The 25,649-nt window shown below is 73.2% G+C and carries 23 protein-coding genes; 12 read left to right on the top strand and 11 right to left on the bottom strand.

All coding sequences use genetic code 11. The features are described from left to right. Positions 1–4 precede the first annotated feature (4 nt). Positions 5–2,041, top strand: a complete 2,037-nt coding sequence (locus ACFPFQ_RS29390) for a prolyl oligopeptidase family serine peptidase (protein ID WP_379624579.1) — start codon at positions 5–7, stop codon at positions 2,039–2,041. A gap of 13 nt (positions 2,042–2,054) precedes the next feature. On the opposite strand, the gene ACFPFQ_RS29385 is transcribed toward ACFPFQ_RS29390, so the two are convergent. The 9 genes from ACFPFQ_RS29385 to ACFPFQ_RS29345 all read right to left on the bottom strand — a co-directional run bounded on the left by ACFPFQ_RS29385 (position 2,055) and on the right by ACFPFQ_RS29345 (position 11,430). Further along, the gene (locus tag ACFPFQ_RS29385; RefSeq protein ID WP_379624577.1) at positions 2,055–2,867 is read right to left on the bottom strand and encodes a metal-dependent hydrolase; all 813 of its coding nucleotides are present in this window, start codon (positions 2,865–2,867) and stop codon (positions 2,055–2,057) included. A gap of 1 nt (position 2,868) precedes the next feature. After that, positions 2,869–3,330: a phosphotransferase gene (locus tag ACFPFQ_RS29380; protein ID WP_379624575.1), complete on the bottom strand. Its 462-nt coding sequence runs from the start codon at positions 3,328–3,330 to the stop codon at positions 2,869–2,871. 249 nt (positions 3,331–3,579) lie between these two features. Then, positions 3,580–4,233 (bottom strand): DUF742 domain-containing protein, encoded by a 654-nt coding sequence (locus tag ACFPFQ_RS29375; RefSeq protein ID WP_379624573.1) that lies wholly within the window; start codon positions 4,231–4,233, stop codon positions 3,580–3,582. A 136-nt stretch (positions 4,234–4,369) separates the two neighbouring features. Then, positions 4,370–5,356: a methylmalonyl Co-A mutase-associated GTPase MeaB gene (gene meaB, locus ACFPFQ_RS29370; protein WP_379624571.1), complete on the bottom strand. Its 987-nt coding sequence runs from the start codon at positions 5,354–5,356 to the stop codon at positions 4,370–4,372. After that, positions 5,356–7,560 carry a methylmalonyl-CoA mutase gene (gene scpA / locus ACFPFQ_RS29365; RefSeq protein ID WP_379624569.1) on the bottom strand — a complete coding sequence of 735 codons (2,205 nt, stop codon included), beginning with the start codon at positions 7,558–7,560 and terminating at the stop codon, positions 5,356–5,358. The genes meaB and scpA overlap by 1 nt, the downstream gene beginning before the upstream one ends. Next, positions 7,557–9,467 carry a methylmalonyl-CoA mutase family protein gene (locus ACFPFQ_RS29360; protein ID WP_379624567.1) on the bottom strand — a complete coding sequence of 637 codons (1,911 nt, stop codon included), beginning with the start codon at positions 9,465–9,467 and terminating at the stop codon, positions 7,557–7,559. Before ACFPFQ_RS29360 ends, scpA begins: the two co-directional genes overlap by 4 nt. A gap of 78 nt (positions 9,468–9,545) precedes the next feature. After that, positions 9,546–9,998 (bottom strand): Rieske (2Fe-2S) protein, encoded by a 453-nt coding sequence (locus ACFPFQ_RS29355; RefSeq protein ID WP_379624565.1) that lies wholly within the window; start codon positions 9,996–9,998, stop codon positions 9,546–9,548. A 50-nt stretch (positions 9,999–10,048) separates the two neighbouring features. Next, positions 10,049–10,753, bottom strand: coding sequence for a DUF6529 family protein (locus ACFPFQ_RS29350; protein ID WP_379624563.1), 705 nt, complete (start codon positions 10,751–10,753; stop codon positions 10,049–10,051). Next, positions 10,753–11,430 carry a hypothetical protein gene (locus ACFPFQ_RS29345; RefSeq protein WP_379624561.1) on the bottom strand — a complete coding sequence of 226 codons (678 nt, stop codon included), beginning with the start codon at positions 11,428–11,430 and terminating at the stop codon, positions 10,753–10,755. The genes ACFPFQ_RS29350 and ACFPFQ_RS29345 overlap by 1 nt, the downstream gene beginning before the upstream one ends. Positions 11,431–11,520: 90 nt before the next feature. Between ACFPFQ_RS29345 and ACFPFQ_RS29340 the strand changes: the two genes are divergently transcribed. The 9 genes from ACFPFQ_RS29340 to ACFPFQ_RS29300 all read left to right on the top strand — a co-directional run bounded on the left by ACFPFQ_RS29340 (position 11,521) and on the right by ACFPFQ_RS29300 (position 21,917). After that, positions 11,521–12,081 carry a sigma-70 family RNA polymerase sigma factor gene (locus ACFPFQ_RS29340; RefSeq protein ID WP_379624559.1) on the top strand — a complete coding sequence of 187 codons (561 nt, stop codon included), beginning with the start codon at positions 11,521–11,523 and terminating at the stop codon, positions 12,079–12,081. Further along, positions 12,078–12,788: a zf-HC2 domain-containing protein gene (locus ACFPFQ_RS29335; protein ID WP_379624557.1), complete on the top strand. Its 711-nt coding sequence runs from the start codon at positions 12,078–12,080 to the stop codon at positions 12,786–12,788. Before ACFPFQ_RS29340 ends, ACFPFQ_RS29335 begins: the two co-directional genes overlap by 4 nt. 508 nt (positions 12,789–13,296) lie before the next feature. Further along, on the top strand, positions 13,297–14,697 hold the full coding sequence (locus ACFPFQ_RS29330; RefSeq protein ID WP_379624555.1) for a cytochrome ubiquinol oxidase subunit I: 1,401 nt from the start codon (positions 13,297–13,299) through the stop codon (positions 14,695–14,697). A 23-nt stretch (positions 14,698–14,720) separates the two neighbouring features. Continuing rightward, positions 14,721–15,716, top strand: coding sequence for a cytochrome d ubiquinol oxidase subunit II (cydB, locus tag ACFPFQ_RS29325; protein WP_379624554.1), 996 nt, complete (start codon positions 14,721–14,723; stop codon positions 15,714–15,716). After that, positions 15,716–17,386, top strand: a complete 1,671-nt coding sequence (cydD, locus tag ACFPFQ_RS29320) for a thiol reductant ABC exporter subunit CydD (RefSeq protein WP_379624552.1) — start codon at positions 15,716–15,718, stop codon at positions 17,384–17,386. Before cydB ends, cydD begins: the two co-directional genes overlap by 1 nt. Then, positions 17,383–19,062, top strand: coding sequence for a thiol reductant ABC exporter subunit CydC (cydC, locus tag ACFPFQ_RS29315; RefSeq protein ID WP_379624550.1), 1,680 nt, complete (start codon positions 17,383–17,385; stop codon positions 19,060–19,062). Before cydD ends, cydC begins: the two co-directional genes overlap by 4 nt. Before the next feature lie 36 nt (positions 19,063–19,098). Continuing rightward, the gene (locus tag ACFPFQ_RS29310; protein ID WP_379624548.1) at positions 19,099–20,454 is read left to right on the top strand and encodes a hypothetical protein; all 1,356 of its coding nucleotides are present in this window, start codon (positions 19,099–19,101) and stop codon (positions 20,452–20,454) included. Between the two features lie 22 nt (positions 20,455–20,476). Next, positions 20,477–20,770, top strand: a complete 294-nt coding sequence (locus ACFPFQ_RS29305) for a hypothetical protein (protein WP_379624546.1) — start codon at positions 20,477–20,479, stop codon at positions 20,768–20,770. Between the two features lie 454 nt (positions 20,771–21,224). Further along, the gene (locus tag ACFPFQ_RS29300; RefSeq protein WP_379624544.1) at positions 21,225–21,917 is read left to right on the top strand and encodes a hypothetical protein; all 693 of its coding nucleotides are present in this window, start codon (positions 21,225–21,227) and stop codon (positions 21,915–21,917) included. Positions 21,918–21,937: 20 nt separating this feature from the next. Here the strand turns inward: ACFPFQ_RS29300 and ACFPFQ_RS29295 are convergent, their stop codons facing one another. Continuing rightward, positions 21,938–23,170, bottom strand: a complete 1,233-nt coding sequence (locus tag ACFPFQ_RS29295) for a DUF4032 domain-containing protein (RefSeq protein ID WP_379624542.1) — start codon at positions 23,168–23,170, stop codon at positions 21,938–21,940. A gap of 24 nt (positions 23,171–23,194) precedes the next feature. Continuing rightward, positions 23,195–23,968: an SDR family oxidoreductase gene (locus ACFPFQ_RS29290; RefSeq protein ID WP_379624540.1), complete on the bottom strand. Its 774-nt coding sequence runs from the start codon at positions 23,966–23,968 to the stop codon at positions 23,195–23,197. Between the two features lie 362 nt (positions 23,969–24,330). On the opposite strand from ACFPFQ_RS29290, the gene ACFPFQ_RS29285 reads away from it, so the two are divergent. Both ACFPFQ_RS29285 and ACFPFQ_RS29280 read left to right on the top strand, forming a co-directional pair. Then, positions 24,331–25,464, top strand: a complete 1,134-nt coding sequence (locus ACFPFQ_RS29285; protein ID WP_379624538.1) for an OmpA family protein — start codon at positions 24,331–24,333, stop codon at positions 25,462–25,464. Positions 25,465–25,475: 11 nt separating this feature from the next. Beyond that, positions 25,476–25,628: a hypothetical protein gene (locus ACFPFQ_RS29280; protein ID WP_379624536.1), complete on the top strand. Its 153-nt coding sequence runs from the start codon at positions 25,476–25,478 to the stop codon at positions 25,626–25,628. Positions 25,629–25,649: the final 21 nt, after the last annotated feature.

Here is a 25,649-nt window from a genome sequence, read left to right as displayed (position 1 = left end):
GCTGGTGACGGAGAACCCGACCAGCTTCCATGACCTGCAGGCCTTCCAGGCGCTCCCCCGCCTGTCTGGCCTCGCGCTCTCCCCGGACGGCACGCGCCTGGTCACCACCGTGGCCACGCTCGATCCCGAGAAGACCCGGTTCCGACCGGCGCTGTGGGAGATCGACCCGACCGGAGAGCAGCCCGCCCGGCGGCTCACCCGCGGTCCGAAGGGCGAGTCGTCGCCGGTGTTCACCCCCGGCGGCGACCTGCTCTTCGGCTCCGCCCGTCCCGACGCCGAGCGCAAGGACCAGCCGGCCGACGAGCCGCCCGCGCTGTGGTGCCTGCCGGCGAGCGGGGAGGCGCACGTCGTCGGCACCCGCCCGGGTGGGGTGGGTGGCGCGGTCGTCGCCCGCAGCGCGGGCACCGTGTTGGTCACGTCGATGACGCTGCCCGGCTCCGTCACCACCGAGGACGACGAGACGCGCCGCAAGGCCCGCCGGGAGCAGAAGGTGTCGGCGATCCTGCACACCGCCTACCCCGTGCGCTACTGGGACCACGACCTCGGTCCCGACCAGCCGCGACTGCTCACCGGTGATCCGACGACCGACGGCCCGATCGTCTGGAACGACCTCACGCCCGCCCCCGGGGCCGCGCTGCGCGAGGGCTCCTACGACATCACCCCCGACGGCTCCACGGTCGTGGCGCACTGGGCACGCCCCGAGACCGGCGGCGCCCAGCGCCCGACCCTGGTGGCCATCGACGTCAGCACCGGCGCGGTGCGCCCGCTCGCCGACGAGGCGGGCCTGGAGTTCTACGGCCCGGTCATCAGCCCGGACGGCCGGTTCGTCGCCTGCTACCGGGAGTCGCGCTCCACCCCGACGGAGCCGACCGACCTCGCGCTCGTCGTGCTGCCGATCGCGGGCGGCGCCGCTCGCGACCTCACCGCAGGCTGGGACCGCTGGCCCGGGGCGTTCGCCTGGGCGCCTGACAGCGCCGCGCTGATCGTCACCGCCGATGACAACGGGCGGTCCCCGGCGTTCCGGTTCGACCTCGACGGCAGCGGCCCGGCCACGATCACGCGCCTCACCGGCGACCACGGTGCGTACTCCGACCCGCAGGTCGCGCCCGACGGCTCCACGGTCTACCTGCTGCGCAGCGCCGTCGACGCCCCGCCCGCACCCGTCCGGATCGACGCGCACACCCCCGACCAGCAGCCGGTGCCGCTGCCGGGCCCGGCCGCGTCCGGCCCGCTGCCGGGCACGCTCACCGAGGTGCAGTCCACCGCCGCCGACGGCACGCCGCTGCGGTCCTGGCTGGTGCTGCCCGACGGCGCGTCGGCGGCGTCGCCCGCGCCGCTGGTGCTGTGGATCCACGGTGGCCCGCTCGGCAGCTGGAACGCCTGGTCGTGGCGCTGGTGCCCGTGGCTGCTCGCCGCCCGCGGCTACGCGGTGCTGCTGCCGGACCCGGCACTGTCCACCGGCTACGGCCTCGACTTCATCGCGCGCGGCTGGGGGCAGTGGGGCGGCGCGCCCTACACCGACCTCATGGCGCTCACCGACGCCGCCGTCGCCCGGCCCGACATCGACGCCGACCGCACGGCCGCGATGGGCGGCTCCTTCGGCGGGTACATGGCCAACTGGGTGGCGGGCCACACCGACCGGTTCGCCGCGATCGTCACGCACGCGAGCCTGTGGGACCTCGAGGGCTTCGGCTCCACCACCGACGACGCCAGCTACTGGGCGCGGGAGATGACCGCGGAGATGGCGGCCGGCAACAGCCCGCACCACAGCGCCGACGCGATCGTCACCCCGACGCTGGTGATCCACGGTGACCGCGACTACCGCGTACCCATCGGTGAGGCCCTGCACCTGTGGTGGGACCTGGTGTCGCGCCACGAGGGTGACCCGGCGCAGCTGCCCCACCGGTTCCTCTACTACCCCGACGAGAACCACTGGGTGCTCACCCCGGGCAACGCGACGGTCTGGTACCAGACGGTGCAGGCGTTCCTGGACCACCACGTGCTGGGCAAGGGCTGGGAGACCCCGGACCTGCTGCGGTAGCGCCGCCCCCGTGTCACGCCCCCGGCAGCAACGCCACCACCTGGTCCTTGAGCCGCAGCAACAGCTCCCCCAGCCCGGGCACCACGAGCGCGGCCAGCAGGAACACCGCCACGGTCAGTGCCGGCGCCACCAGCCAGAGCTCCACCGCCCCGCCGGTGCGGAACCGCAGCGGCCGCGGGGTCCCGACGGGGTACCAACTGCGCTTGCGGATCCGCAGCGGCCACAGCAGCGGCGCGCCCGACTCGGTGATGGCGTCGCCGACGGAGTGCACGAGCATCCCGAGCGTCACGGCCGAGCCGAGCCACCCCGCGGTGCCCGCCGTGCCGCCCGGCACGAACTCCTCCACGGCGTAGGTGAACCCGGCCGCGATCACCAGCGACGGCGGGCCGGGCACCATCGCGTCCAGGCCCTTGATCGCGAGCGCGATGCACACGAACAGCGTGCCGAGCAGCACCGGCGTGCCCCAGCGCGCCGACGCCGCATTGATCCCGACGCCGAGCAGCACGGCGGCGACGGCCGTGTGGGTCAGACCGCGATGGGTGCCGCGGCCGGTGTCGCGGCTGCCCCGGGTGAGGTCATAGGTGACGGCCGAGAGCGGCCGCACCACCCGGCTCGCGATCCACGACGCCACCGAGAACCGCCGCGTCGCCACCGAAGACGGGTGGTCCAGGTCGGGCAGCAACGCCGCACCCGCGCACACGGCGGCGAACGTGACGATCCCGCCCGCCGTGGGGTGCAGGCCCGCCAGCTGCGGCGCGTACCCCGCCACCACCAGCCCGAGAGCCGCACCGGAGGTTGCATGGCTGATCCCGAGCACTGCGTCCACGCTAGCCGTCGTTCACCCGTCCGAGGTGGTGCCACGCCGCCGCGACGCGGTCGGCCGCGGCCAGCAGCTGGCGACCGACGGGTTGCAGCTCGATCGCGGCGCAGATCAGCCCGGTCGAGACGCGCTCGACCACTCCCCACTCCCAGATCGCGCTCGCGTCGAGGCCCGTCCACGCCGCCAGCCGGGCGGCGCGGTCGAACGGTTCCCGCTCGGCGAGCAGCTCGACGGGGTCCTCGCGCATCAGGACGCCGAGGTCGTACTCCGGCTCCGCGAGCAGCCCGTCCGGGTCGATCAAGGCGAACCCGCCACCCGCCTCCAGCGCGTTCCACTGGTGCACGTCGCCGTGCACCAGCACCGCCCGCTCGTCGTCGTGCGCGGCGATGCACCGCTCGGCACAGCGCACCGCCTGCTCGACGGCGCGCTCGCTGCACGGCCGGTCGAGCCGTTCCCACTCGCGAACCACGTTGGGATGATCAGCTTGACCACCACCGGCGTCGCGTCGCGCAGGATCGCCCGCGCGACGAAGGCCTCCGTCCCGCTGTCGTAGGCCCGACCGATGCTCATCGACCACTCGCGCTCCAGCTCCGCGAGCACGCCGGGAAGCGCGGCCAGCCACGCCGTCGCGCCGACCGAGCGGGCCTTGTTCTGCACCAGCACCGGGACGTCGACCACGGCGCCACCCTCGCAGACCGCGCAACCGGACGCGCCGGCTCTACGCCAGCCTGCGCAGCCCGCCCAGCACGCGTTCCATGAGCACGAGGTCGGGGCCACCCGTGCTCGGCGCGCGGTGGACGGCCACCGCGCCCGCGGCCGCGAGATCGCCGACGAGCACGCGGGCCACACCTAACGGGATCCGCAGCAGTGCGGCGATCTCTGCGACGGCGCGAGGCTCGCGACACAGGGCGAAGACGCTCTGGTGCTCCGGATCGGGTGTGGCCCGCGGGACGGCCGAGATCAGCGTCTCGAGGCCGAACTCCCACGGCGACCGGGTCCGACCGCCGGTGAGGACGTAGGGCCGCACGGCGACGCCGGACGCGACGAGCTCCGCTGGCTCCGGTTCGACGCCGGGCAACGGCGGCGAGACGAGCTGCAGCGGCGGAGGCGCGTCGACTGCGGGTGCGGCGAGCGGCGCCACCGCACGGGGCGTGCGCTTGCGGCGGGTCGCTCCGCCGAACCGGGCTCCCGTGAGCCCGACGGCGGGTGCGGGCTCCGGCGGCGACGAGACCACCGCGAACACGTCGGTGGCGGCGTCGATGGCCGGGTCGGTGTCGGGGAGGGCCTTGGCCTTCCGGCGCCGCCCGGCGCCGCCGAACCGCGCGCCCGTGAGGCCGACCTCGGGCCCGTCGTCGCGCTCGACCACGATCATCCGCCGGCACCTCCCGCCCGCCGGGCGCCTGCCCGTCGGGATCACCGTGGCGTCGTCGTGTTTCGGTTCTGTTGCCTGCGGGTTCCACCATCGTGACTTCTGGTCACGATCACTCACGGAACGTGACACCCAGGGGTCAGCCCAGGCCGAGCATGTCCAGGATCGACTGCGCTCCCAGCGTCGGGGTCAGCTCACCGGAGCGCACACCCTGCTCCAGCCGCGGGAGCTGCTCGCGCACCCCTGGGTCGGAGCGCAGCCGGTCCATCAGCTGGTCGCGCACCATCGCCCACATCCACTCCACCTGCTGGCGGGCCCGCTTCGCCGCCAGGTCACCGCCGGCCTCCAGCGCGGCCCGGTGCTCCACGACCTTGTCCCAGACCTCACCCATCCCCGCGCCGGACTGCGCGCTGCAGGGCAGTACCGGCGGGCGCCAGTCGGCAGGCCCGGGCGCCATCAGCCGCAGCGCGCTGCTCAGCTCGCGGGCAGCACCCTTCGCCTCGCGCTCGTGCGGCCCGTCGGCCTTGTTGACGGCGACGACGTCGGCGAGCTCGAGGATGCCCTTCTTGATCCCCTGCAGCGCGTCGCCGGTGCGCGCGATCGTGAGCAGCAGGAACGTGTCGACCATCCCGGCAACGGCCACCTCGGACTGGCCGACACCGACCGTCTCGACCAGCACCACGTCGTAGCCCGCGGCCTCCATCAGCACGATCGTCTCGCGGGTGGCGCGGGCGACCCCGCCGAGCGTGCCCGCGCTCGGGGAGGGCCGCACGAACGCGTGCTCCTGCGTCGACAGCTTCGCCATGCGGGTCTTGTCACCGAGGATCGACCCCTTGGTCCGGGTCGAGGACGGGTCGACGGCCAGCACCGCCACCCGGTGCCCGTCGCCGGTCAGCCGGGTGCCCAGCGACTCGATGAACGTCGACTTCCCGACCCCGGGAACGCCGCTGATCCCCACGCGCTGCGCCCCGCCTGCGTGCGGCAGCAGCTCCATCAGCATCTGCTGCGCGGACTGCCGATGGTCGACGCGGCTGCTCTCCACGAGCGTGACGGCGCGCGCCAGCACCGCCCGGTTGCCGTCCAGCACGCCCTTGACGAGCTCCGGGACGTCGATGGTGCGAGCCATCAGTCTTGGAGGCTCGCCGTCAGCTTCTGCAGCAGGTCCACCGCAGCCTCGGCGATCACGGTGCCCGGCCCGAAGACGGCGGCGGCCCCCGCCTCGTGGAGCGCGGGGTAGTCACCGGGCGGGATCACGCCCCCGACGACGACCATGATGTCGCCGCGCCCGAGCGCCGCGAGCTCGTCGCGAAGCTGCGGAACCAGCGTGAGGTGCCCGGCGGCCAGCGAGTTGACGCCGACCACGTGCACGTCGGCCTCGACGGCCTGGCGGGCGACCTCGCCGGGGGTCTGGAACAGCGGGCCGACGTCGACGTCGAAGCCCAGGTCGGCGAAGGCGGTGGCGATCACCTTCTGGCCGCGGTCGTGGCCGTCCTGGCCCATCTTCGCCACCAGGATGCGGGGTTGGCGGCCCTCCTCGGCGGCGAACTCCTCGACCAGCTCGCGGGCGCGGTCCATGGCGGGATTCTTCCCTGCCTCCTCGGAGTACACCCCGGAGATGATGCGGATCTGGCCGGCGTGGCGCCCGAAGACCTTCTCCAGAGCGTCGGAGATCTCCCCGACCGTGGCCATGGCACGGGCCGCGTCGACGGCCAGCGCGAGCACGTTCTGCTCGTCGGTGCGCGGCGAGCCCTCGGCGATCGCGGCCGCGGCGTTGGTGAGCGCCTGCAGCGCGCTGTCGACGGCCCGGTCGTCGCGCTCCTCGCGCAGCCGCCGCAGCTTCTCGATCTGCTGGGCTCGGACGTCGGCGTTGTCGACCTTGCGTATTTCGATCTCCGCAGCGTCGTCCTCGACGTCGACGACGTACTTGTTGATGCCGATCACGGGCTGGCGCCCGGAGTCGATCCGCGCCTGGGTGCGGGCGGCGGCCTCCTCGACGCGCAGCTTCGGGATGCCCTCGTCGATGGCCTGCGCCATGCCGCCGGCGCGCTCGACCTCCTCGATGTGGCCCCACGCCCGGCGCGCCAGGTCGTGGGTGAGCCGCTCGATGTAGTGGCTGCCACCCCACGGGTCGATCACCTTGGTGGTGCCCGACTCCTGCTGCAGCAGCAGCTGCGTGTTGCGCGCGATGCGAGCGGAGAAGTCGGTGGGCAGCGCGAGCGCCTCGTCGAGCGCGTTGGTGTGCAGGCTCTGCGTATGGCCCTGCGTCGCGGCCATCGCCTCGATGCAGGTGCGCACCACGTTGTTGTAGACGTCCTGCGCGGTGAGCGACCAGCCCGAGGTCTGGCAGTGCGTGCGCAGCGACAGCGACTTGGCATTGAGCGCAGGACCATGTGGCGGCTCGAACTGGCTCACCAGCTTGGCCCACAGCAGCCGGGCGGCCCGCATCTTGGCCACCTCCATCGAGAAGTTCATGCCGATCGCCCAGAAGAAGCTCAGGCGCGGGGCGAACTTGTCGACGTCGAGACCGGCGGCGATCCCGGCGCGGAGGTACTCGACCCCGTCGGCGAGGGTGTAGGCCAGCTCGAGGTCGTTGGTGGCCCCGGCCTCCTGGATGTGGTAGCCCGAGATCGAGATCGAGTTGAACTTCGGCATCTTCCGCGAGGTGAACGAGAAGATGTCGGAGATCATCTGCATCGACGGCTGCGGCGGGTAGATGTAGGTGTTGCGGACCATGAACTCCTTGAGGATGTCGTTCTGGATCGTCCCCGTGAGCTGCTCCGGTTTCACCCCCTGCTCCTCGGCCGCGACGATGTAGAGCGCGAGCACGGGCAGCACGGCGCCGTTCATCGTCATGGACACCGACATCTTGTCCAGCGGGATGCCGTCGAAGAGCTGGCGCATGTCGTAGATGGAGTCGATGGCCACCCCGGCCATGCCGACGTCACCGGCCACGCGCGGGTGGTCGGAGTCGTAGCCGCGGTGGGTGGCCAGATCGAAGGCGATCGAGAGGCCCTTCTGCCCGGCCGCGAGGTTGCGCCGGTAGAACGCGTTGGAGGCCTCCGCCGTGGAGAACCCGGCGTACTGGCGCACCGTCCACGGCTGCGTCACGTACATCGTGGGGTACGGGCCGCGCAGGTAGGGCGTGATGCCGGGGTAGGTACCCAGGAAGTCCAGCTCGGCGGTGTCGCTCGCGGTGTAGAGCGGCTTGACGCCGATGCCCTCCGGCGCGTCCCATACCGGCGGCTCGGCGGCCCCGGCCAGCGCGTCGGACCAGGTGGCCGTCGGCGCCGCGGTGGCGAGGTCGACCTTCGTGAAGTCGGGGATGCTCACTTCGCCTCCGGAGATCCATCAAGAGCGGCATCGAGAGCGGCGTAGACCGCGCCGATCGCGGCCGGGGCGTCGCAGCCGGCGAAGAGCTGGCCGTCGACACCAGGGATGTCGGCCTTGCCGGCCACCAGCACGTACCGAGCGCCGGCGGCCCGCAGCGCCTCGACCGTCTCGGCACCGCGCTCGGTGTAGAGCGCGTCGGTGGAGCAGAGCACCGCCACCGGGGTGTGGGCCTGCTCGAACGCGGCGACGACGTCCTGCGCCGTCTCGGTGGGACCGGCCTCGGGTGCCGCGATCCCGCCGGCCTGCAGCAGGTTGCGGGCGAACCCGGCGCGGGCGGTGTAGGCGGCGAGCGGGCCCAGCGTCGCGAGGAACGCCTGCGGGCGCGATCCGGCATCGTCGAGGATCGTGTCGGAGCGGTCGCGGAAGGACTCGTAGACCTGCGCCGGGCGGTAGACGGGCAGCCCACCGTCCTCGTCGAACAGCGGGAGCGGCTCGCGGACCACGGGCTTCTCGTCGAGGTCGGGGAACTCGCTGACGCCCGTGATCGGCACCTTGCGGGTGGCGATGGCGCGCTCCCGGGCGGCTCGCACCGCGGCGGTGCGCTCGGCGACGAGCCCGGAGTCGAGTGCGGCGACCACACCGCCCGCGGCCTCGATCTCCTGGAAGAAGGCCCATGCCGCGGTAGCGACGGCGTCGGTGAGCGACTCGACGTACCAGGAGCCGCCCGCCGGGTCGATCACGCGCGCGAGGTGGGACTCCTCCATCAGCAGCGCGTGGGTGTTGCGCGCGATGCGGCGCGAGAACGGGGTGGACGCCCCGAGCGCGGCGTCGAACGGCGCCACGGTGACCGCGTCGGCGCCCCCGACACCGGCGGCGAAGCCCGCGATCGTGCCGCGCAGCAGGTTCACGTACGGGTCGCGCCGGGTGAACATCACCGGCGACGACACGGCGTGCTGCGCCTGCGCGGTGTCGGGAGCGGCGCCGCAGGCCTCCAGGACCCGCGCCCAGACGCGGCGGGCGGCGCGGAGCTTGGCGATGGTGGCGAACTGCTCGGCCGTGGCGGCATAGCGGAACTCCAGGGTGCGGGCCGCCGCGTCGACGCCGAGACCCGCGTCGACGAGCGCCCGCAGGTAGGCGACACCCGCCGCGAGGGAGAAGCCGAGCTCCTGCGCGTCGGAGCCGCCGGTGTCGTGCACCGGCAGCGCGTCGACGACGATGGCCTTGACCTTGGGGAACTCCTCCGCCACCCGCTTCGCGACGGGAACGACCGACGCGACGTCCGGGCCGGCGCCGGTGCGGGCGCGCAGCCCGATCGGGTCCAGCCCGAGCGTGCCGAGCAGGTCGGCGGGCGCCACGGGCTGCTGGTCGGCGAGCGCGAGGAACGCCTCGGCGGCCACGCCGGCACCGCCGTCGTCGACGATCACCGGGGCGAGGTCGAGCAGCACGCCCTCGAGCGCGACCGCCAGTTCGTCGGCGGTGATGCTGCCGGTGCCCACCCGCAGCCAGATCGACGTGACCCCGTTCTCGAGGTCGGCCAGCACCGCCTCGTGCAGCACGCGGGCGTCGGCGCCGGCGTGGCGCTGCCGGACGTCCCAGCCGCCCGCGGTGACACCCGCGGCACGGGAGCCGCGGGTGAAGGGGCGCAGGCCGGGCACACCGGCAGGGGCCGCGCCGGCAGCGTCGGTGGCGGTGTAGAGCGGGCGGACGCGGATCCCCTCGGGGGTCGTCCACGTCAGCTTCTCGACACCGGAGCCGGGCGCGGCGTCCTCGCCGAGCCGCCCGGACCGCCGCAGCACCTGATCGACCAGCCCTGCCCACTGTGCCTCGTCGGCAGGGGGGAACCCCGCCGCGAGCGAGAGCACGGCGGCGTCCCCCACACCCGCCTCGGCGACCTCTCCGGCGTTCATCTTCCAGCTCCTCCGCCCACCGCGGCCGCTGTGCCGCAGTGGTCGGAGTGTAATGACGCGGTAGCGCTCCCCACCCGCTCAGGCGAGTGTGATCGCTGTCCCCTTCACGGCGATCGAGGCGCTCGGCAGCGGCTTGGGAGCGGGCCCACCTGCCACCGAACCGTCGGCGATGCGGAACTTGCTGCCGTGGCAGGGGCAGTTGATCGTGCCGCCCGCCACGGCCGTCACGGTGCAGCCCTGGTGCGTGCAGGTCGTCGAGAACGCCTTGAAGGTGCCCGCGACGGGCTGGGTCACCACCACGCCCTTGTCGGCGAAGATCTTGCCGCCACCGACCGGGATGTCGGCCGTGGTGGTCAGCGCGCCGCCCGCGGCAGGCGCCGCACCCGCTGCGGGTGGGGCCCCGCCTGCCGCCGGGGCGGGGGCCGCCGCGGCCGGACCGCCCGCGCCGTAGCCCGCGCAGCCGGTCACGGCCACGGCCGCGCAGGCGGTGCAGGCGCCGGCCAGTACGGCGCGGCGGGTCAGGTGCTCCATCGTCGTGCTCCCGGAAGTTCGTGTGGTGGGTCGGGGAGGTGCCGAAACGGTCAGAAGGTGATGCCGCTGGTGGCGAAGAACCACACCGAGGACGTCAGCCACAGCGCGGTGAGCGCGGTGAACACGGCACCGCCGAACAGGGGCAGGGTCCATCCGGGTGTGCCCTTGCGGGTGAGCAGCAGCATCTTTGCGACGAACGCGCCGTAGAAGAAGCAGCCGAACAGCGAGTGGATCAGCGTGCGGGGCTCGGCGGGCTGGAAGCCGAGCGCGTAGAGGCAGTGCACGGCGACGGGCACCGAGATGATCACGGCGGCCCGGCCCGACCAGCGGTGCAGCGGGCTGATCCACGCCGGGGCCGGCGACGACCCGCGGTACATGACGAAGGCCGAGCCGAGCTGGACGAGCGCGAGCACGAACGCCAGCGTCGCCAGCCACGCCTTCGCGGCGACACCGGAGGAGAACCCGGCGATGTTGAACGCGAAGAAGGTGGCCTCGTGGTAGCGGCCGTACACCCCGATCCCGACGCTGACCAGCGCGGCGAGCGCCGCCGCGACCAGCACCGCGCCGATGTTGGGAGCAGCGGGTGCAGCGGGGGCGGGGGGTCCGGTGGGGGGTCCGGCCGGGGCCAGCTGCCCCGTTCCCATCGGGCCGGGTGCCGTCCCGGGTCGCAGCGGCGGTCCCGGGTACGGGGCACCCTGCTGGCCCGGCGGGATCAGGTCCTCGCGCCGGATCGGACGGGTCGGTTCGTCGTTCATCACTTCGCCACCACCTGGGAGTCGCCGTCGAGCGTCTCGACGGTGACCGGGACCCCGTCGATGGTCACTGCTGCGGGTCGGGCCGGGTCGAGCACCGGTGCGGGGCTGCGCTCACCGCCGGCGTAGCGGATGCCGGTCTGGGTGCCGTCGGGCAGGACGATCCAGCCGATCCGGTTGGCGACGCCCTTGACGTCGGCCCGGCCCTGGTAGAGCCCGGCGGGCGTGTCGACGGTCTTCGCGGCGTAGGGCCACTGCTTCCCGCCGACGGCGATGGTGCCCAGCGAGTTGGCTGCGCTCGCCGAGCCGGTGATCGTCGCACCGTTGGGGCCGGTCAGCGACAGCGTCTCTCCCGAGACGGTGCCCTCCAGCCAGGCCTCCACCTTCTTGCCGTCGCAGACGTAGGCGACGGCGCGCCCGTCCTTGATCGCGATGGCGACGGTGACCTCGTTGCCCGACGAGCGCCCGGCGTACACGCGCTGCACGGCGGCAGCGGGCGGTTTCGTCGGGGTGGCCGCGGCGGCCGGGGGTGGCGCGGTCGTGGTGGCGGCCGCCGGTGCGGCAGCGGCCGCGGCGGGAGCAGGGTTGTTGGCAGGATCGCCGGCTCGGTTGACCACGAACAGCAGCCCGCCGAGCACCGCGACCACCAGCAGGGTCAGCAGGGGTCCGTAGCGCTTCATGCCGACTACACGAGCGAGGACCATGCTCGGTTCATCGCAGTTTCCGCTCCGCTAGTGTCGGCGGGGTTCCTGGTCCCGTGAGGGGGGTTGATGGCGGTCAGCAGCGCTCCCGGCGGCGCACGCGGGCGGCCTGACGCCGACGAGGCGCTGGTGCACACGGTGTACGCCGAACACGGGCGCGCGCTGCTCGCCTACGCCACCCGGTTGCTCGGTGACCGCGCCGCCGCCGAGGACGTGGTGCAGGAGACCCTGATCCGGGCGTGGCGCCACCCCGAGGTGCTCACCAACGGCAAGGGGTCGGCGCGCGGCTGGCTGCTGACCGTCACCCGCAACCTCGTCACCGACCGGATCCGGGCGCGCGCGGCCCGCCCGAAGGAGGTGGCCGAGGACCCCACCGCACCGCCCGTGCAGCGCGACCACGCCGACAGCGTCGTCGCCTCCGTCACGGTTCTGCGTGCGATGGACGAGCTCTCGGAGGACCATCGAGGCGTGCTCCAGCAGCTGTACTTCCAGGGCCGCAGCCTCGTCGAGGCCGCCGACGCGCTCGGCATCCCGGCCGGCACCGTGAAGTCGCGGTCCTACTACGCGCTGCGGGCACTGCGCGCCACCCTGGCCGACAACGGTCAAGCACCCGGGGGGATGTCGGCATGAGCGGGCGCGAGCACGACCCCGCCACGGGCCACGACCGCGTCGACCTGGGCGCGCACGCGCTGGGCCTGCTCGACGCCGACGCGGCCCGCGCCGTGGAGGAGCATGTGGCGAGCTGCCCATCGTGCCGCGCCGAGTGGGAGGACCTCCACGCCATGTCCGTCCTGCTCGACGACGTGCCACCGGAGGCCTTCCTCGACGGCCCGCCCGACTCCGACCTCGTACTGGCCCGCACGCTGCGGCAGATGCGCAGCGAACGGGCGAGCAGCAGGCGGCGCCGGCTACTCGGGATCGCCGCGGCGGCCGTCGTGGTGGCCGGGGCGCTGCTCGGCGGCGGGGTGGCCGTCGGTCGCGCCACCGCCCCACCGGTGGCCGTGGCGCTGCCACCGGCCGCTCCCCTGCCCGCCGGCACGCTGACGCTGGTCGGCAACGGCGTCGAGGGCACGAGCATGCAGGCCACCGTGGCGCCGGCCCGCAACTGGGTGCGGGTGGTGGCGAACGTGCGCGGAGTGCCGGCAGGCGAGCACTGCCGGATCATCGTCGTGGCGAAGGACGGCACGCGCGAGACCGCAGGCTCCTGGATCGTGCCGGTCACGGCCGAGACCAACGGGGTCACGCTCAACGGCTCTGCCGCGGTGGCGGTGGGCGACGTCGCCGCCGTGGTGGTGGAGAACACCGAGGGCACGGAGTACCTGCACCTCAACGCCTGAGCGCGGCATCGCCGCAGCGGCGCGAGGACTCCCGTTGCCGGAAGGTCCCCGCCGGCAGATCAACAGGGAGGGCACCACAGCCACCCGGCGCGGACGAGCCGCATCCCGCGGTCCTCGGGACGGCGCTGTGGTGCGGGTGATCAACGCCCACTGGTTCCGTGTTGACCATGAGCCAGTGGGCGTTGATCAGCGCGTTCGCCGCCGAGCGCGTACTGGCTCATGATCGAACCGGAACCGGTGGGCGTTGATCACTCGCCCGGCGCGGCGGGCTCTCGCAACGGGGCCGGCGCGGGGGCGTCGGGTGCGGTTCCCGGTAGGTCCCGCTGGTAGGCCGCGTTCGGATGGGGATTCTCCGGACAGCCACTTTCCCGCAACCTCGTTGCAGGAAAGTGGCTTTCCTGCAACGCCCAGGTGCCGCCCCGCACGTGATCTCCCCCTCCTCGCATCCTTCTTCTACATGCGGTAGAACTACTACAGAACGTAGAAGTTCGCGCGAGGAGGCACTGCGGTGGACACGCTGGACCTGTCCCGGTGGCAGTTCGGGATCACGACGATCTACCACTTCCTGTTCGTGCCGCTGACGATCGGGCTCTCGGTCGTCGTGGCCGCGCTGCAGACCGCGTGGCACCGCACCGGCCGTCCCGAGTACCTCAGCGCCACGCGCTTCTTCGGGAAGCTCTTCCTCATCAACTTCGCGATGGGGGTGGTCACCGGCATCGTGCAGGAGTTCCAGTTCGGGATGAACTGGAGCAGCTACTCCACCTTCGTCGGCGACGTGTTCGGTGCCCCGCTGGCCATGGAGGCCCTGCTCGCGTTCTTCCTCGAGTCCACGTTCCTCGGGCTGTGGATCTTCGGCTGGGATCGGCTGCCGCGCCGCGTCCACCTCGCCACCATCTGGATCGCGGCCATCGGCTCCAACCTGTCGGCCTACTTCATCCTCGCCGCCAACGCCTGGATGCGACACCCCGTCGGCTTCACCGTCGACCAGCCGGTCGGTGGCGGACCGGCGCGGGCCCACCTCACCGACATCGGCGCGGTGCTGGTCAACCCGCAGGCGCTCTCGACCTACCTGCACGTCGTGAGCGCCGCGTTCGTGGTCGCCGGGCTGTTCGTCGTGGCCGTCAGCGCCTACCGCCTCCTGCACCACCCCGAGGAGAGGCCGACGTTCCGCCGCACCCTGCGCGCCGGCCTCGCCGCCACGACGATCGCGGGTGCGCTCGTCGTGTTCTCGGGCGACAACCAGGCCAAGCTCACCGCCGAGTACGAGCCGATGAAGCTCGCCGCGGCCGAGGCGCAGTGGGACACCCAGGCCCCCGCCGGTTTCTCGCTGTTTGCCGTGGGCGACCTCGCGACCGGCCGCAACGTCGTCGACGTCGAGGTGCCCTACGTGCTGAGCTTCCTGGCCACGGGCACGATCAACGGCGAGGTCCAGGGCATCAACGACCTGCAGCAGAAGTTCGAGGCGCAGTTCGGTCCGGGCGACTACCTGCCGAACATCCCGGTCCTGTACTGGTCGTTCCGGCTGATGATGGGACTGGGCTTCGCCGCGATCGGCGTCGGCGTGGTCGGGCTGTGGCTCACCCGCAGGGGTCGCCTGCCCCAGCAGCGCTGGCTCTACCGCCTCGCGATGCTCGGCCTGCCGGCCGCGCTGGCCGCCAACATCTTCGGCTGGGTGCTGACCGAGATGGGCCGCCAGCCCTGGACGGTCGTGGGTGAGCTCCTCACCGCCGCCAGCGTCTCCCCCGGTGTCAGCCTCGGCGAGGTCGCGTTCTCGCTCTCGGCGTTCACCCTGCTCTACGGCGTGCTCGCCGTCGTCGAGTCGCGGCTGCTGCTGCGCTACGTCAAGGCGGGCCCTGCCGCGGTCACCCCCGACCCGGCCGCCACGCGCGTCCCCGCGTTCGTCTACTGAGAATCGATACCGAGGAGACGATCATGGACCTGCCCACCATCTGGTTCGTCGCCATCGCGGTCCTGTGGACCGGCTACTTCGTGCTGGAGGGCTTCGACTTCGGCGTCGGGATCCTGCTGCCCGTACTCGGCCGCGACGACACCGACCGCCGCGTCATGATCAACGCCATCGGCCCGGTGTGGGACGGCAACGAGGTGTGGCTGATCACCGCGGTCAGCGCGATGTTCGCCGCCTTCCCCGCCTGGTACGGCGCCACGCTGAGCGGGTTCTACGTCCCGGTGCTGCTGATCGTGCTCGCGCTGATCGGGCGCGGTGTCGCGTTCGAGTACCGCGGCAAGGGCGACGGCGCGACCTGGAAGGCCCGGTGGGACGCCGCCATCGTCGTCGGCAGCGCGGTTCCGGCGTTCCTCTGGGGGCTGGTGTTCGCCAACATCCTGCGCGGCGTCGAGCTGGGCGCCGACGGTGTGGTGCGGTCGAGTCTGCTGGACCTGCTCAACCCCTACGCCCTGCTCGGCGGCCTCACGACGCTCGCGCTGTTCACCCTGCACGGAGCGTTCTTCCTCGGGCTCAAGACCGACGGGCCGGTGCGGCGCCGCGCGCTGCGGACGGCGCGGCGCGTCGCGCCCGTGGCCACCGCGGCGGTGTTCGCGTTCCTGGTCTGGACGCAGGCCGAGCGCGGCCTCTCCTGGGTCGCGATCGCCGTCGGGCTCGCCGTGACGGCACTGCTCGCCGCCGCCGTGTTCGCCGGCAGGCGCCGGGAGGGCTGGGCGTTCGCGGCGACGGCCGTGGCCATCGCGACGTTCGGCGTGGCCGTCTTCGGGTCGCTGTTCCCGACGCTGCTGCCCTCCACCGCAGGCGCGGCGTTCGACCTCACCGTGACCAGTGCGGCGTCAGGGCCCTACGCGCTGGGGGTCATGAGCGTGGTCGGTGCGGTGTTCCTGCCGCTCGTCATCGGCTACCAGTCCTGGAGCTACTGGGTCTTCCGCCGCCGGGTCACCCGCGCCCACGTGGGTGCCTGATGGCCCCCCTCGACCCACGCCTGGTGCGCACCGTCGGCTCGGTCCGGTCGCATCTGGTCATCACGGTGGCCTGCGGCGTCGCCACCACCGCCGCGATCGTCGTGCAGGCGTTCCTCATCGCCCGCATCGTGGCGGGCGCGACGGACGGCACCGCCGGCGTCGCCGCCGCGATCGCCACCGTGGCCGCCATCGCGCTGGCCCGCGCCGCGCTGTCCTACGGCGCCGAGACCGCCGCGCTGCGCAGCGCGGCGTCGGTGAAGTCCCAGCTGCGGCGCCGGCTCGTCACGCACGTCACGCGCCCGGCAGCGGACCCGACGGCCACCGACGCCGGGGCTCTCACCACGCTGGCCACCCGCGGTCTCGACGCCCTCGACGACTACATCGCGCGGTACCTGCCCCAGCTGGTGCTCGCGGTGCTCGTGCCGGTGACCGTGCTGATCGTGGTGGCGCGGGCCGATCTGCTGTCCGCGCTGGTCATCGGCCTGACGCTGCCGCTGATCCCGGTGTTCATGGCGCTGGTCGGCTGGCACACCCAGGCCCGGACGCAGCGACAGTGGCAGCTGCTGGAGCGGCTCGGCGGGCACTTCCTCGACGTCGTCGAGGGGCTCCCGACGCTGGCCGTCTTCCGCCGGGCCAAGGCCGAGGCCGCCCTGATCCGCGCCGCCACCGACGAGCACCGGGTCGCGACGATGGGCACGTTGAAGGTCGCCTTCCTCTCCGCGTTCGTGCTGGAGCTCGTCGCGACCCTCGCCGTGGCGGTCGTCGCGGTCGAGGTCGGGCTGCGGCTGCTGCACGGCGACCTCGACCTGGAGACCGCACTGCTCGTGCTGATCCTCGCGCCCGAGGCCTACCTGCCGCTGCGCGAGGTCGGCGCCCGGTTCCACGCCAGCCAGGAGGGGGTGGCGGTCGTCGAGCGGGTGCTGGAGATCCTCGACGAGGATCCCGCCGGGGACGGTCCCGCCGCTCCCGCCACCGGGCCCGTCGCCCGCCCCGACCGCGTGCGGTTCGAGGGCGTCACGCTCACCTACCCCGGCGGCACCACCGCACTCGAGGGCCTGGACCTCGAGCTGCGCACCGGCGCGACCCTGCTGATCACCGGCCGCAGCGGAGCGGGCAAGACCAGCGTGTTGAGCCTGCTGCTGCGTTTCGTCGAGCCGACGGAAGGTCGCATCACCGTCAACGGTGAGCACCTCGCCGGCCTCGACGCCGACGCGTGGCGCCGCCACATCGCCTGGGTCCCCCAGCACCCCTACCTCTTCGACGCCTCGGTGGCCGACAACATCCGCCTCGGCGACCGCACCGCGTCCGACACGGCCGTGCGCCGCGCCGCCGCGCTCGCCGAGGTCCACGACGTGATCGCGGCCCTCCCCGACGGGTACGCGACCCACCTCGGCGAGCGCGGCACCCGGCTCTCGGCCGGGCAGCGCCAGCGGATAGCGCTGGCCAGGGCGTTCCTGCGCGTCGAGGCCGGGGGCGGGACGACGATCGTGCTGCTCGACGAGCCGACCGCCCACCTCGACCCGGACAACGCCGCGCTGGTGCGCACCGCCGCCGGTCGGCTGCTGCGGGGGCGCACCGGGGTGGTCGTGGCCCACGACGAGGGCTGGAGCGAGCTCGCCGACCACGTCGTCACGCTCGGCGACGTCCACCGGGAGCTGGTGTCGGCATGACGTCGCCGCTGCTGCGCATGATCGCGCTGGCCCGCCCCCGCGGTACCCGGTTCGCGCTCGGGGTGCTGGCCGGCGCGGTCGCCACCGCATCGGCGGTGGCACTGCTGGCCGTGGCGGCGTGGCTCATCGCCACCGCGGCCCAGCACCCGCCGCTCACGGCGCTGTCGGTCGCGATCGTCGCCACCCGGACGCTCGGGATCACCCGCGGGATCGCGCGCTACCTCGAGCGGCTCATCACCCACGACGCCGCGCTCCACACGCTCGCCGACGTCCGCGTCCGCGTCTATGCACGGCTGGCGCGCACCGAGCCGATCCACCGGTTCCGCTCCGGTGACCTCGTCACCCGGCTGGTCGGCGACACCGACGCCACCCAGGACCTGCTCATCCGCGGGCTCACGCCCCCGCTCGCGGCGCTCGTGGCCGGGGCCGGGGTGATCACCGTTTCCACCGCCCTGCTGGCGCCCGCGGGGCTGCTGCTGGCGGCAGGGCTCCTGCTCGGCGGGATCGCGATCCCGCTGGCGGCCGCGGCGGCCGGTCGAGGACCCGGCCGCCGCCGGTCGGCCGCCACCGCCCAGCTCTCGACGGCGCTCGTGGACACGCTGCACGGTGCGCCCGACCTCATCGCCTACGGCGCCATGCCCGGCGCGCTCGCCGGGCTCACCGCGGCCGACACCGAGCTGACCAGGGTGGCCCGGCGCGATGCCGGGCTGCTGGGGATCGGCGCCGGCGCCTCGGCCCTCGTCGCGGGCCTGACCCTGTGGGGGACGCTGCTGCTGGGCGTGGGGGCCGTGGCGGCCGGCACCCTCGACACCGTGCCGCTCGCGGTGCTGGTGCTGACCGCGCTCGCCGCGTTCGAGATCGTGGCGCCGCTGCCCGCGGTCGCCGCCCGGCTCGGTGGCCTGCGCGTCGCGGGGGCCCGGCTGTTCGACGTGCTCGACACCCCGGCGGCCGTCCGGGTCCGTCCGGCGGGGGCGCCCACCACGGGGTCGGCATCCGGTCGGGGCCTGCAGATCCGCGGGCTGCGGGTGCGCTACGGGCCTGCCGAGCCCTGGGTGCTGGACGGCCTCGACCTCGACCTCCCGCCGGGGCGCCGGATCGCCGTCGTCGGGCCCAGCGGGGTGGGCAAGAGCACCCTGGCCGATGTCCTGTTCCGGTTCCGGGACCCCGACGCCGGCACCGTCCGGCTCGACGGCGTCGACCTCACCACCTGCGAGCCCGACGACGTTCGCGCCCGGATCAGCGGCATGCCGCAGGACCCCCACCTGTTCACCGGCACCGTGCGCGCCAACCTGCTGCTCGCCCGCCCACAGGCCACCGACGTCGAGCTGCGGGCGGTCCTGGAGCGCGTCCGGATGGCCGACACGGACCTCGACACCGACGTCGGCACCCACGGCACCCGGCTGTCGGGCGGGATGCGCCAGCGGCTCGCACTCGCCCGTGCCCTGCTCGTGGACCCCCAGGTGCTGGTACTCGACGAGCCCACCGCGCACCTGGACCCCGAGACCCGCGACGCGGTTCTCGACGACCTCCTCGCCGCGACGACCGGCCGCTCCCTGATCCTCATCACCCACGATCGGGCGGGCCTGGATCGGCTCGACGCGGTGGTGACCCTCGCGCCACCGGACCGGACACACAGCTCGGTCACAGCAGGCTGTGCCACGGTGGCGATCAACTGACGCATGCGGCCGGAGCCGCCGATCGATGAGGTCGTAGTGCACGCTCGCCGCCTGGTCCCCGCCGTTCTCACGCTCCTGCTCGCCGCCGCGCTGGCCGCCTGCGCTGCCGCACCCGTACCCACCGACGCCGTGGCGGCCGCGGCGGCGCAGGTGCACGACTGGGCGTGGACCGAGCAGGCCGCCCCCCTCGCACTCGGCGTCACGCACACGCAGGACAGCCTCAACCCCGACGAGCCCACCGCCGCCGCCCAGCGGGGGCTCGCGATCCTGCGCGGCAACGGCGCCGGCTGGCAGAACCAGCACCTCATGGGCTTCGGCACGCTCAACCCGGAGCCCTCCCCCGGCGACTACCAGTGGGCCAGCCTCGACCAGCGGATGCAGCTGATCAAGGACAGCGGCGGGCAGACGGTACTGACGCTGTGCTGCGCGCCGGACTGGATGAAGGGCGGCAAGCCCGGCACCACCGACTGGTCACACCTGGAGTACGCGCCCACCCCCGACCACTACGCGGACTACGCCGACCTCGCCGCGAAGGCCGTGGCGCGCTACCCGCAGGTCAAGCGGGTGGTGGTGTGGAACGAGCTGAAGGGGTTCTACGACCAGGACCAGAACCGCTGGGACTACGAGGACTACACCAACCTCTACAACGCGGTCTACACGGCGGTGAAGGCGGTCCGGCCCGACGTGCTCGTCGGTGGCCCCTACGCGGTGCTCTCGAGCCTGCAACCCGGCTCCGACGCCGCCGACGCGTCCGACCTGAGCGGGCCGTGGGGAGTCGCGGACCAACGCTCGCTCGACATCATCACCTACTGGCTGGCCCACAACGTCGGCGCCGACTTCATCGCCGTCGACGGCGGCACGGCCGAACGCAGCGGGGCGTCGGCCAGCGACGGCACCGTGCCCGTTCCCGCCGACAAGGCCGCCCAGAAGTTCGCCGACCTCACCGCGTGGATCCGGGCCCGCTCCCCGCTACCGATCTGGTGGTCGGAGTTCTACCCCGACGTGCCGTCGGGAACCACCGGCGGCCCCAGCAGCCAGGCGAGCGCGGCGTCGACGCTGGCCGCCATCGCCGCGTTCGCGCAGTCCGGGGTCTCGGGTGCGCTGCTGTGGGGACCGCAGGGCAGCTCCGACGTGCCCTACGCGGCACTGTGGACGGACTCGACCGACGCCGGTGGCGGGCAGCCGACCCCGCTGACGTCGGCATGGCAGTGGCTCGTTCCGCGACTGGCGGCCGGCTCCGTCGAGATCGGACGCTCGCCCAGCGTGCCGCTGGTGGCGTTCCGCGCACCCGACGGGATGCTGGTGGTGAACCTGACCGGGCAGGCCGTGACCGTCGGGGCCGGCGGCGCCGCGTTCCCGGCATGGGGCATCTCCCGCACCGCCGCGCCCTGAGGATCGCTACCCTCGGCTGATCATGGGGGCACTGTCGCAGCGGTCGGCGAAGCTCGTCCGGCCCGTCGCCGTCGTCGCGGCAACGGCAGTGTGGGTGCTCAGCGCGCTGGTCAACAACATGTCCGGCTGGATGTTCGCCGGCACTGCCACCGCGGGCGCGCTGCTGACCGTCCTCGCCGTCGCGCTGCCCATGCAGGCCGAGCGCCAGGCCCGCGACCGCGCCGCCACGGCCGAGCAGATCGGCGAGGACGCCGCCGCGCGGATGCAGCTCGTCATCGACGACGCGCTGGAACCGCTCGCCTGGGCGGTCGCGTGATAGCGAGTCGGGACGGATGGGCCCGCGAGTTGCGACGGATAGACCCGCGAGTTGGGCTCGTGCGTTCCCGGCGCGGACGATTTCGCCATTCCGTCACGGTGATTTCGCGATTCCGGCACGGCGGTGGTGCTCGACGGCGTGCCGGATCGCCGAAGTCAGCCCCGGACATGGGTCCGGCCAGGCCGGTCGGCGCACGAGTCCGGCGACCTCGTACGCGTGGGCGTCGTCGGAGATCGCCGCATTGTTGACCTTGACCCCCGCCGCCGATCGGGAGCTCGGGTTGGCGGAGCAGCTCCACGACCACCCAGCTCGAGGCCCGCGCGGCAGAGGCACGCTGAGCGGTCCGCCCGACCTGCCCCGCCGAGCACCTTTCCGATCCGGTTGACGTGGCGCACTCGCCTGGGCAGATACTCCTCCCCCACCGACGTGCAGTGCTCGATCTCCCGGAGGCTCCATGAACCCCCAGCAGCCGCCGGGACCACCGCCGCCCGGCTGGTGGCAGGCCGCCGACGGTCGCTGGTACCCGCCCCAGCCGATGCAGCAACCCATGCAGCAGCAGCCCGGCGGCTGGGGCCCGCCGCCCCAGCAGGCCGTCGCGCCGGCACCGCGCGGTAAGAACCGCGGCTGCATCATCGCCGTGATCGTCGTCGTGGTGCTGGTACTCGCGGGGGCGGGGATCGCGATCTACTTCGTCGTCCAGGCCGCCAACAAGATCGGCGACATCGCGCAGGGCGGGATCGTCGGCAGCGCCACCACCTCGTGCCCGGCCGCCGCCGAGATCTCCTCCGCGGTGGGTTCGACGGTGCGGGAGCCGCTCGGCGGCTCACTCGTCGGGGCGACCGGGTGCATCTACCTCGCGGCCGACCAGACGTCCGGGCTGGACGTCAACATCGTCACCGCTCCCGACCTCATCGCCGACGACCAGCTCAAGGACTTCGCCAACGAGGGCACCACCGCAGGCGCCAGCCCGCACCCGATCCCGGTGGGCACCAACGGCAGCGCCTGGTCGTCGGCGTCGAAGAGCGCCGCCATCGCCGTGGGCGGCGGCAAGGTCGTGCTCGTGGAGATCCAGGCCACCGGGCAGCAGCAGTCGATCGGCGACCACACCGACGTGGCCATCCAGTTGCTCAAGCGCACGCTCGGCTAGCCCAGCCCGATCTCCCCAGGTCACCCCTCCGCGGCCGTGGCCTCCGGCAGGACGGTGAGGGTGCTGGGCGTCCTCGGGAGGATCTTGTCGATGTAGGACTTCGCGGCCGCGGTGGTACCCACGTCCTTGCCCGCCAGCTCCGACAGGAACCAGCGGTGCTCGAGGATCTCGTGGAACACCTCGGCGGGCTCCAACCGGTTGGAGAGCTCCTCCGGAATGCGGGCCAGCGCACGGTCGTAGACCTCCGAGCGCCACCGGTGCGCCGCGAGGATCTCGCGGATCGCCCGGCCCTCCTTCTGCTCGAGGTGGCCCCGGTAGCTGCGCACGTCGTTGAGCAGCCGCCGGGCCTGGTTCTCCGTGACCTGCAGGCCGGTGAGCGCGAAGAGCTGGTTGCGGTGCCGCCCGGTCTCCGCGACCTGGGTGTGCACGCGCAGCCGGGTGCCCTCGTCGGTGGTGATCAGCTCGATCTCGTCGACGTCGAAACCGAGCTCGTTGAGCCGGTCCACCCGCTCCGCCACGCGGTAGCGCTGCTCGTCGGGGCGGAACACCTCCTCGCGCGTCAGCTCGTCCCACAACGCGCGGTAGCGACGGGGTAGCTCGGCCGCGACCTCCAGCGGGTCGACGTCGTCGGGCAGCAGGCCACCGGCCTGCAGGTCGAACATCTCCCCGCCGACGCGTTCCGCGGCGTAGTCGATGTCGAAACCGCGCTGCCCCGCCGAGAGCGAAGCGTGCATCTCGGCCGTCTCGGCGTCGACGAGATACGCGCCGATGCGGCCCGCGTCCGGGCGGAACAGGGTGTTCGACAGCGAGCAGTCACCCCAGTAGAGACCGGCGAGGTGCAGCCGCGCCAGCAGCTCCACGATCGCGTCGATCAGCTGGTCGGTGCTGTAGGAGCGGACCTTCTGCGAGAAGACGTAGCGGTAGGACATGGAGTAGTCGAGGAAGCGGGTGACGAGCACCGCGTCCTGGCCGTCGGCGCGCTCCACGCAGACGCCGAGCACCGACACCGCCGGCATTCCCATCGACTCGAGCTCACCCAGCAGCCGGTACTCCCGCCGGGCCAGCCGCTCGTCGATCTCCTTGAGCGCGTAGACGTGCCCGTCGACCTCGACGAACCGCACCACGTGCCGCGAGATGCCGCGGTGCGCCACCTCCAGGATGCGGTCGTCGACCCACGTCTCCAGCGGCGTCTCCCACGGCAGCGACAGCAACCCGGTGGCGTGTCCCGCGGGCGGTCGGAAGATGAAGCGCATGGCGACAGTCTGCCGCCCGCACCATCACGCCTTCGGACCACCGGCCACGTAGATGACCTGACCGGACACGAAGCCGGCGCCCTCGCTGACGAAGAACGACACGGTGTGGGCGATGTCGTCGACCACACCGGCGCGAGCCACGGGGATCTGCGCGGCGCGGGCGGACACGTAGGTCTCCCAGTCCTCGCCGATGCGCTCCGCGGTGGCCTTGGTCATGTCGCTGACGATGAAGCCGGGCGCGATGCAGTTGGCGGTGACGCCGAACTTGCCCAGCTCGATCGCGAGCGTCTTGGTGAAGCCCTGCAGCCCGGCCTTCGCGGTGGAGTAGTTGGCCTGGCCGCGGTTGCCCAGCGCCGACGTGCTCGACAGGTTGACGATGCGGCCCCACTTGGCGGCCACCATGTGCTTCTGCACCGCGCGCGCCATCAGGAAGGAGCCGCGCAGGTGCACGCCCATGACCGTGTCCCAGTCGAGCTCGCTCATCTTGAACAACAGGTTGTCGCGCGTGACACCGGCGTTGTTGATCAGGACGGTGGGCGCGCCGAGCTCCTCAGCGACCCGCGCGACGGCGGCCTCGACCTGATCGGCATCGGCGACGTCGGCACCGACCGCGAGGGCGCGACCACCGGCCGCCTCGACGGCCTCGACGGTGGCCTTCGCCGCGCCCTCCTCCAGGTCGATGACGGCCACGGCCAGCCCGTCGCTCGCCAGGCGCAGTGCCGTGGCGGCGCCGATCCCGCGGGCCGCCCCCGTCACGATCGCCACCCGCTGCACGTTCCCGGCCGCGTTCTCCGTCATCTGCACGTCTCCCTCATGGTCCGCCGCACTCCGCTGTCGCGGTTTCCGACCGATCCTCGCACTCCGGACCCCCGGCGCGGGGTGTGACGTCAGCGATCCCACGGGCCCTGACCGACTGTCGATCATCACCCGTTCAGAGCAATCACCGACCGGTCACCCGGCGTAGTCGACCATTGATCGACCCGGAAGTCCCCCGCCACGATCCGTGTCCGATCTGTCACCGATCCGTTATCTGAATGGTCAACTGTTCGTGCGGTCACAGGCAGTGATCATCTGTGACGGGACGTCGGGGGCGGCAGCGCTTCCGGCGCGAGCTCCTCACCGACTCCCGGAAATGCGAGGGCCCTGTGGGCGACAGTGCTGTGGGCGACACTGCCACGAAGACGACCCGTCCCGCCTGGTTGCCACTGGTGGCCGCGGCGCTCGTCGTGCCGACCGCGCTGGCCGGGCTGACGCTGCTGTGGCCACGCCAGCAGATCGAGGACCAGCTCACCCAGTCTGCGCGCACCGCGCTCGCCGGGGCCGGCTTCTCCCAGGCCGGTCTGCGCTTCAACGGCCGCGACGCCACCCTCAGCGGGATCCCCGAGGCCGACCGGCAGGCCGCCATCGACGCTGTCCAGGGCGTTGCGGGCGTTCGGGTCGCCGCCTTCCCGGTCCCCGGATCCGGTGGTGGCACCGGCACCGGCAACGGACCCGCCGGACCCCCGCCCGCACCGGCACCCGCGCCGGCACCGCCCGGCCAACCCGCCCAGCCGTTCGGGATCGCGCGCAGCGGCGACACGGTCGTCCTGACCGGGGCGGTCGGTTCCGAGGACGAACGGGCCCGGCTCCTCGCTGCGGCCAAGGCCACGGCGGGCGGCCACGAGGTGGTCGACAAGCTGACCGTGGCGCCCGGCTCGACGCTGCCGGCAGGTGTCGACGCGACGTCGATCGGTGCGGCCACGACCGCGCTCGCCGCAGCATCCGGCGACCTGGCCGTCTCGATCGCCGCCGACAAGGTCACGCTCACCGGTGCGGCCGCCAGCGACGCCGCCAAGGCCGCTGCCGGGCAGGCGCTGCGGGCCGCGCTCGGCGGTATCCCGGTGGACAACCAGCTCACCGTCGCCCCGGCGGCGGCCCCGGCCGGTGATCTCGACGCTGCCGCCAAGGCGAAGCTGCAGGCCGGGATCGACCAGCTGCTCGCCGCGTCGCCGATCACGTTCGGACCCGACAGCCCGCAGCTCACCGCGCAGGGCCGCGACACCGTCGCGAAGGTGATGGACCTGGTGCGCGCGGCGACCGGCGTCCGGCTGCAGATCGACGGCTACGTCGCCACCGGCCCCGGCAACGGCAGGCTCACCGCCCAGCAGCTGTCGGACCAGCGCGCCGCCACGGTGCGCGACGCGCTCGTCGCCGGTGGCGTCGCGGCCGATCACGTGGTGGCACGCGGGCTCGGCGAAGGCACCACCCCCACCGACCGGGCGCTCGGGCGCCGCGTCGTGATCACCGTCGCCTGAGGAGTTTCGACATGTTCTGGTTGTTCACCCAGGTCTGGGTCTGGATCGTCGTGGCGCTGCTGCTCGGCGTGCTCGCCGGCTGGCTGTTCTGGGCCCGCCCGGTGCGCCGGCAGGCCGACGCGCTCGAGGCCGCAGCAGGCACCGCTCCCGCCAGCACGAGCTGACCGGCTCCACCCACCCCTTCC

It is taken from the genome of Pseudonocardia sp. GCM10023141 (assembly GCF_042653605.1).
Note: the sequence above shows the minus strand (reverse complement) of the source record. Positions and strands in the feature narration are given on the sequence as shown.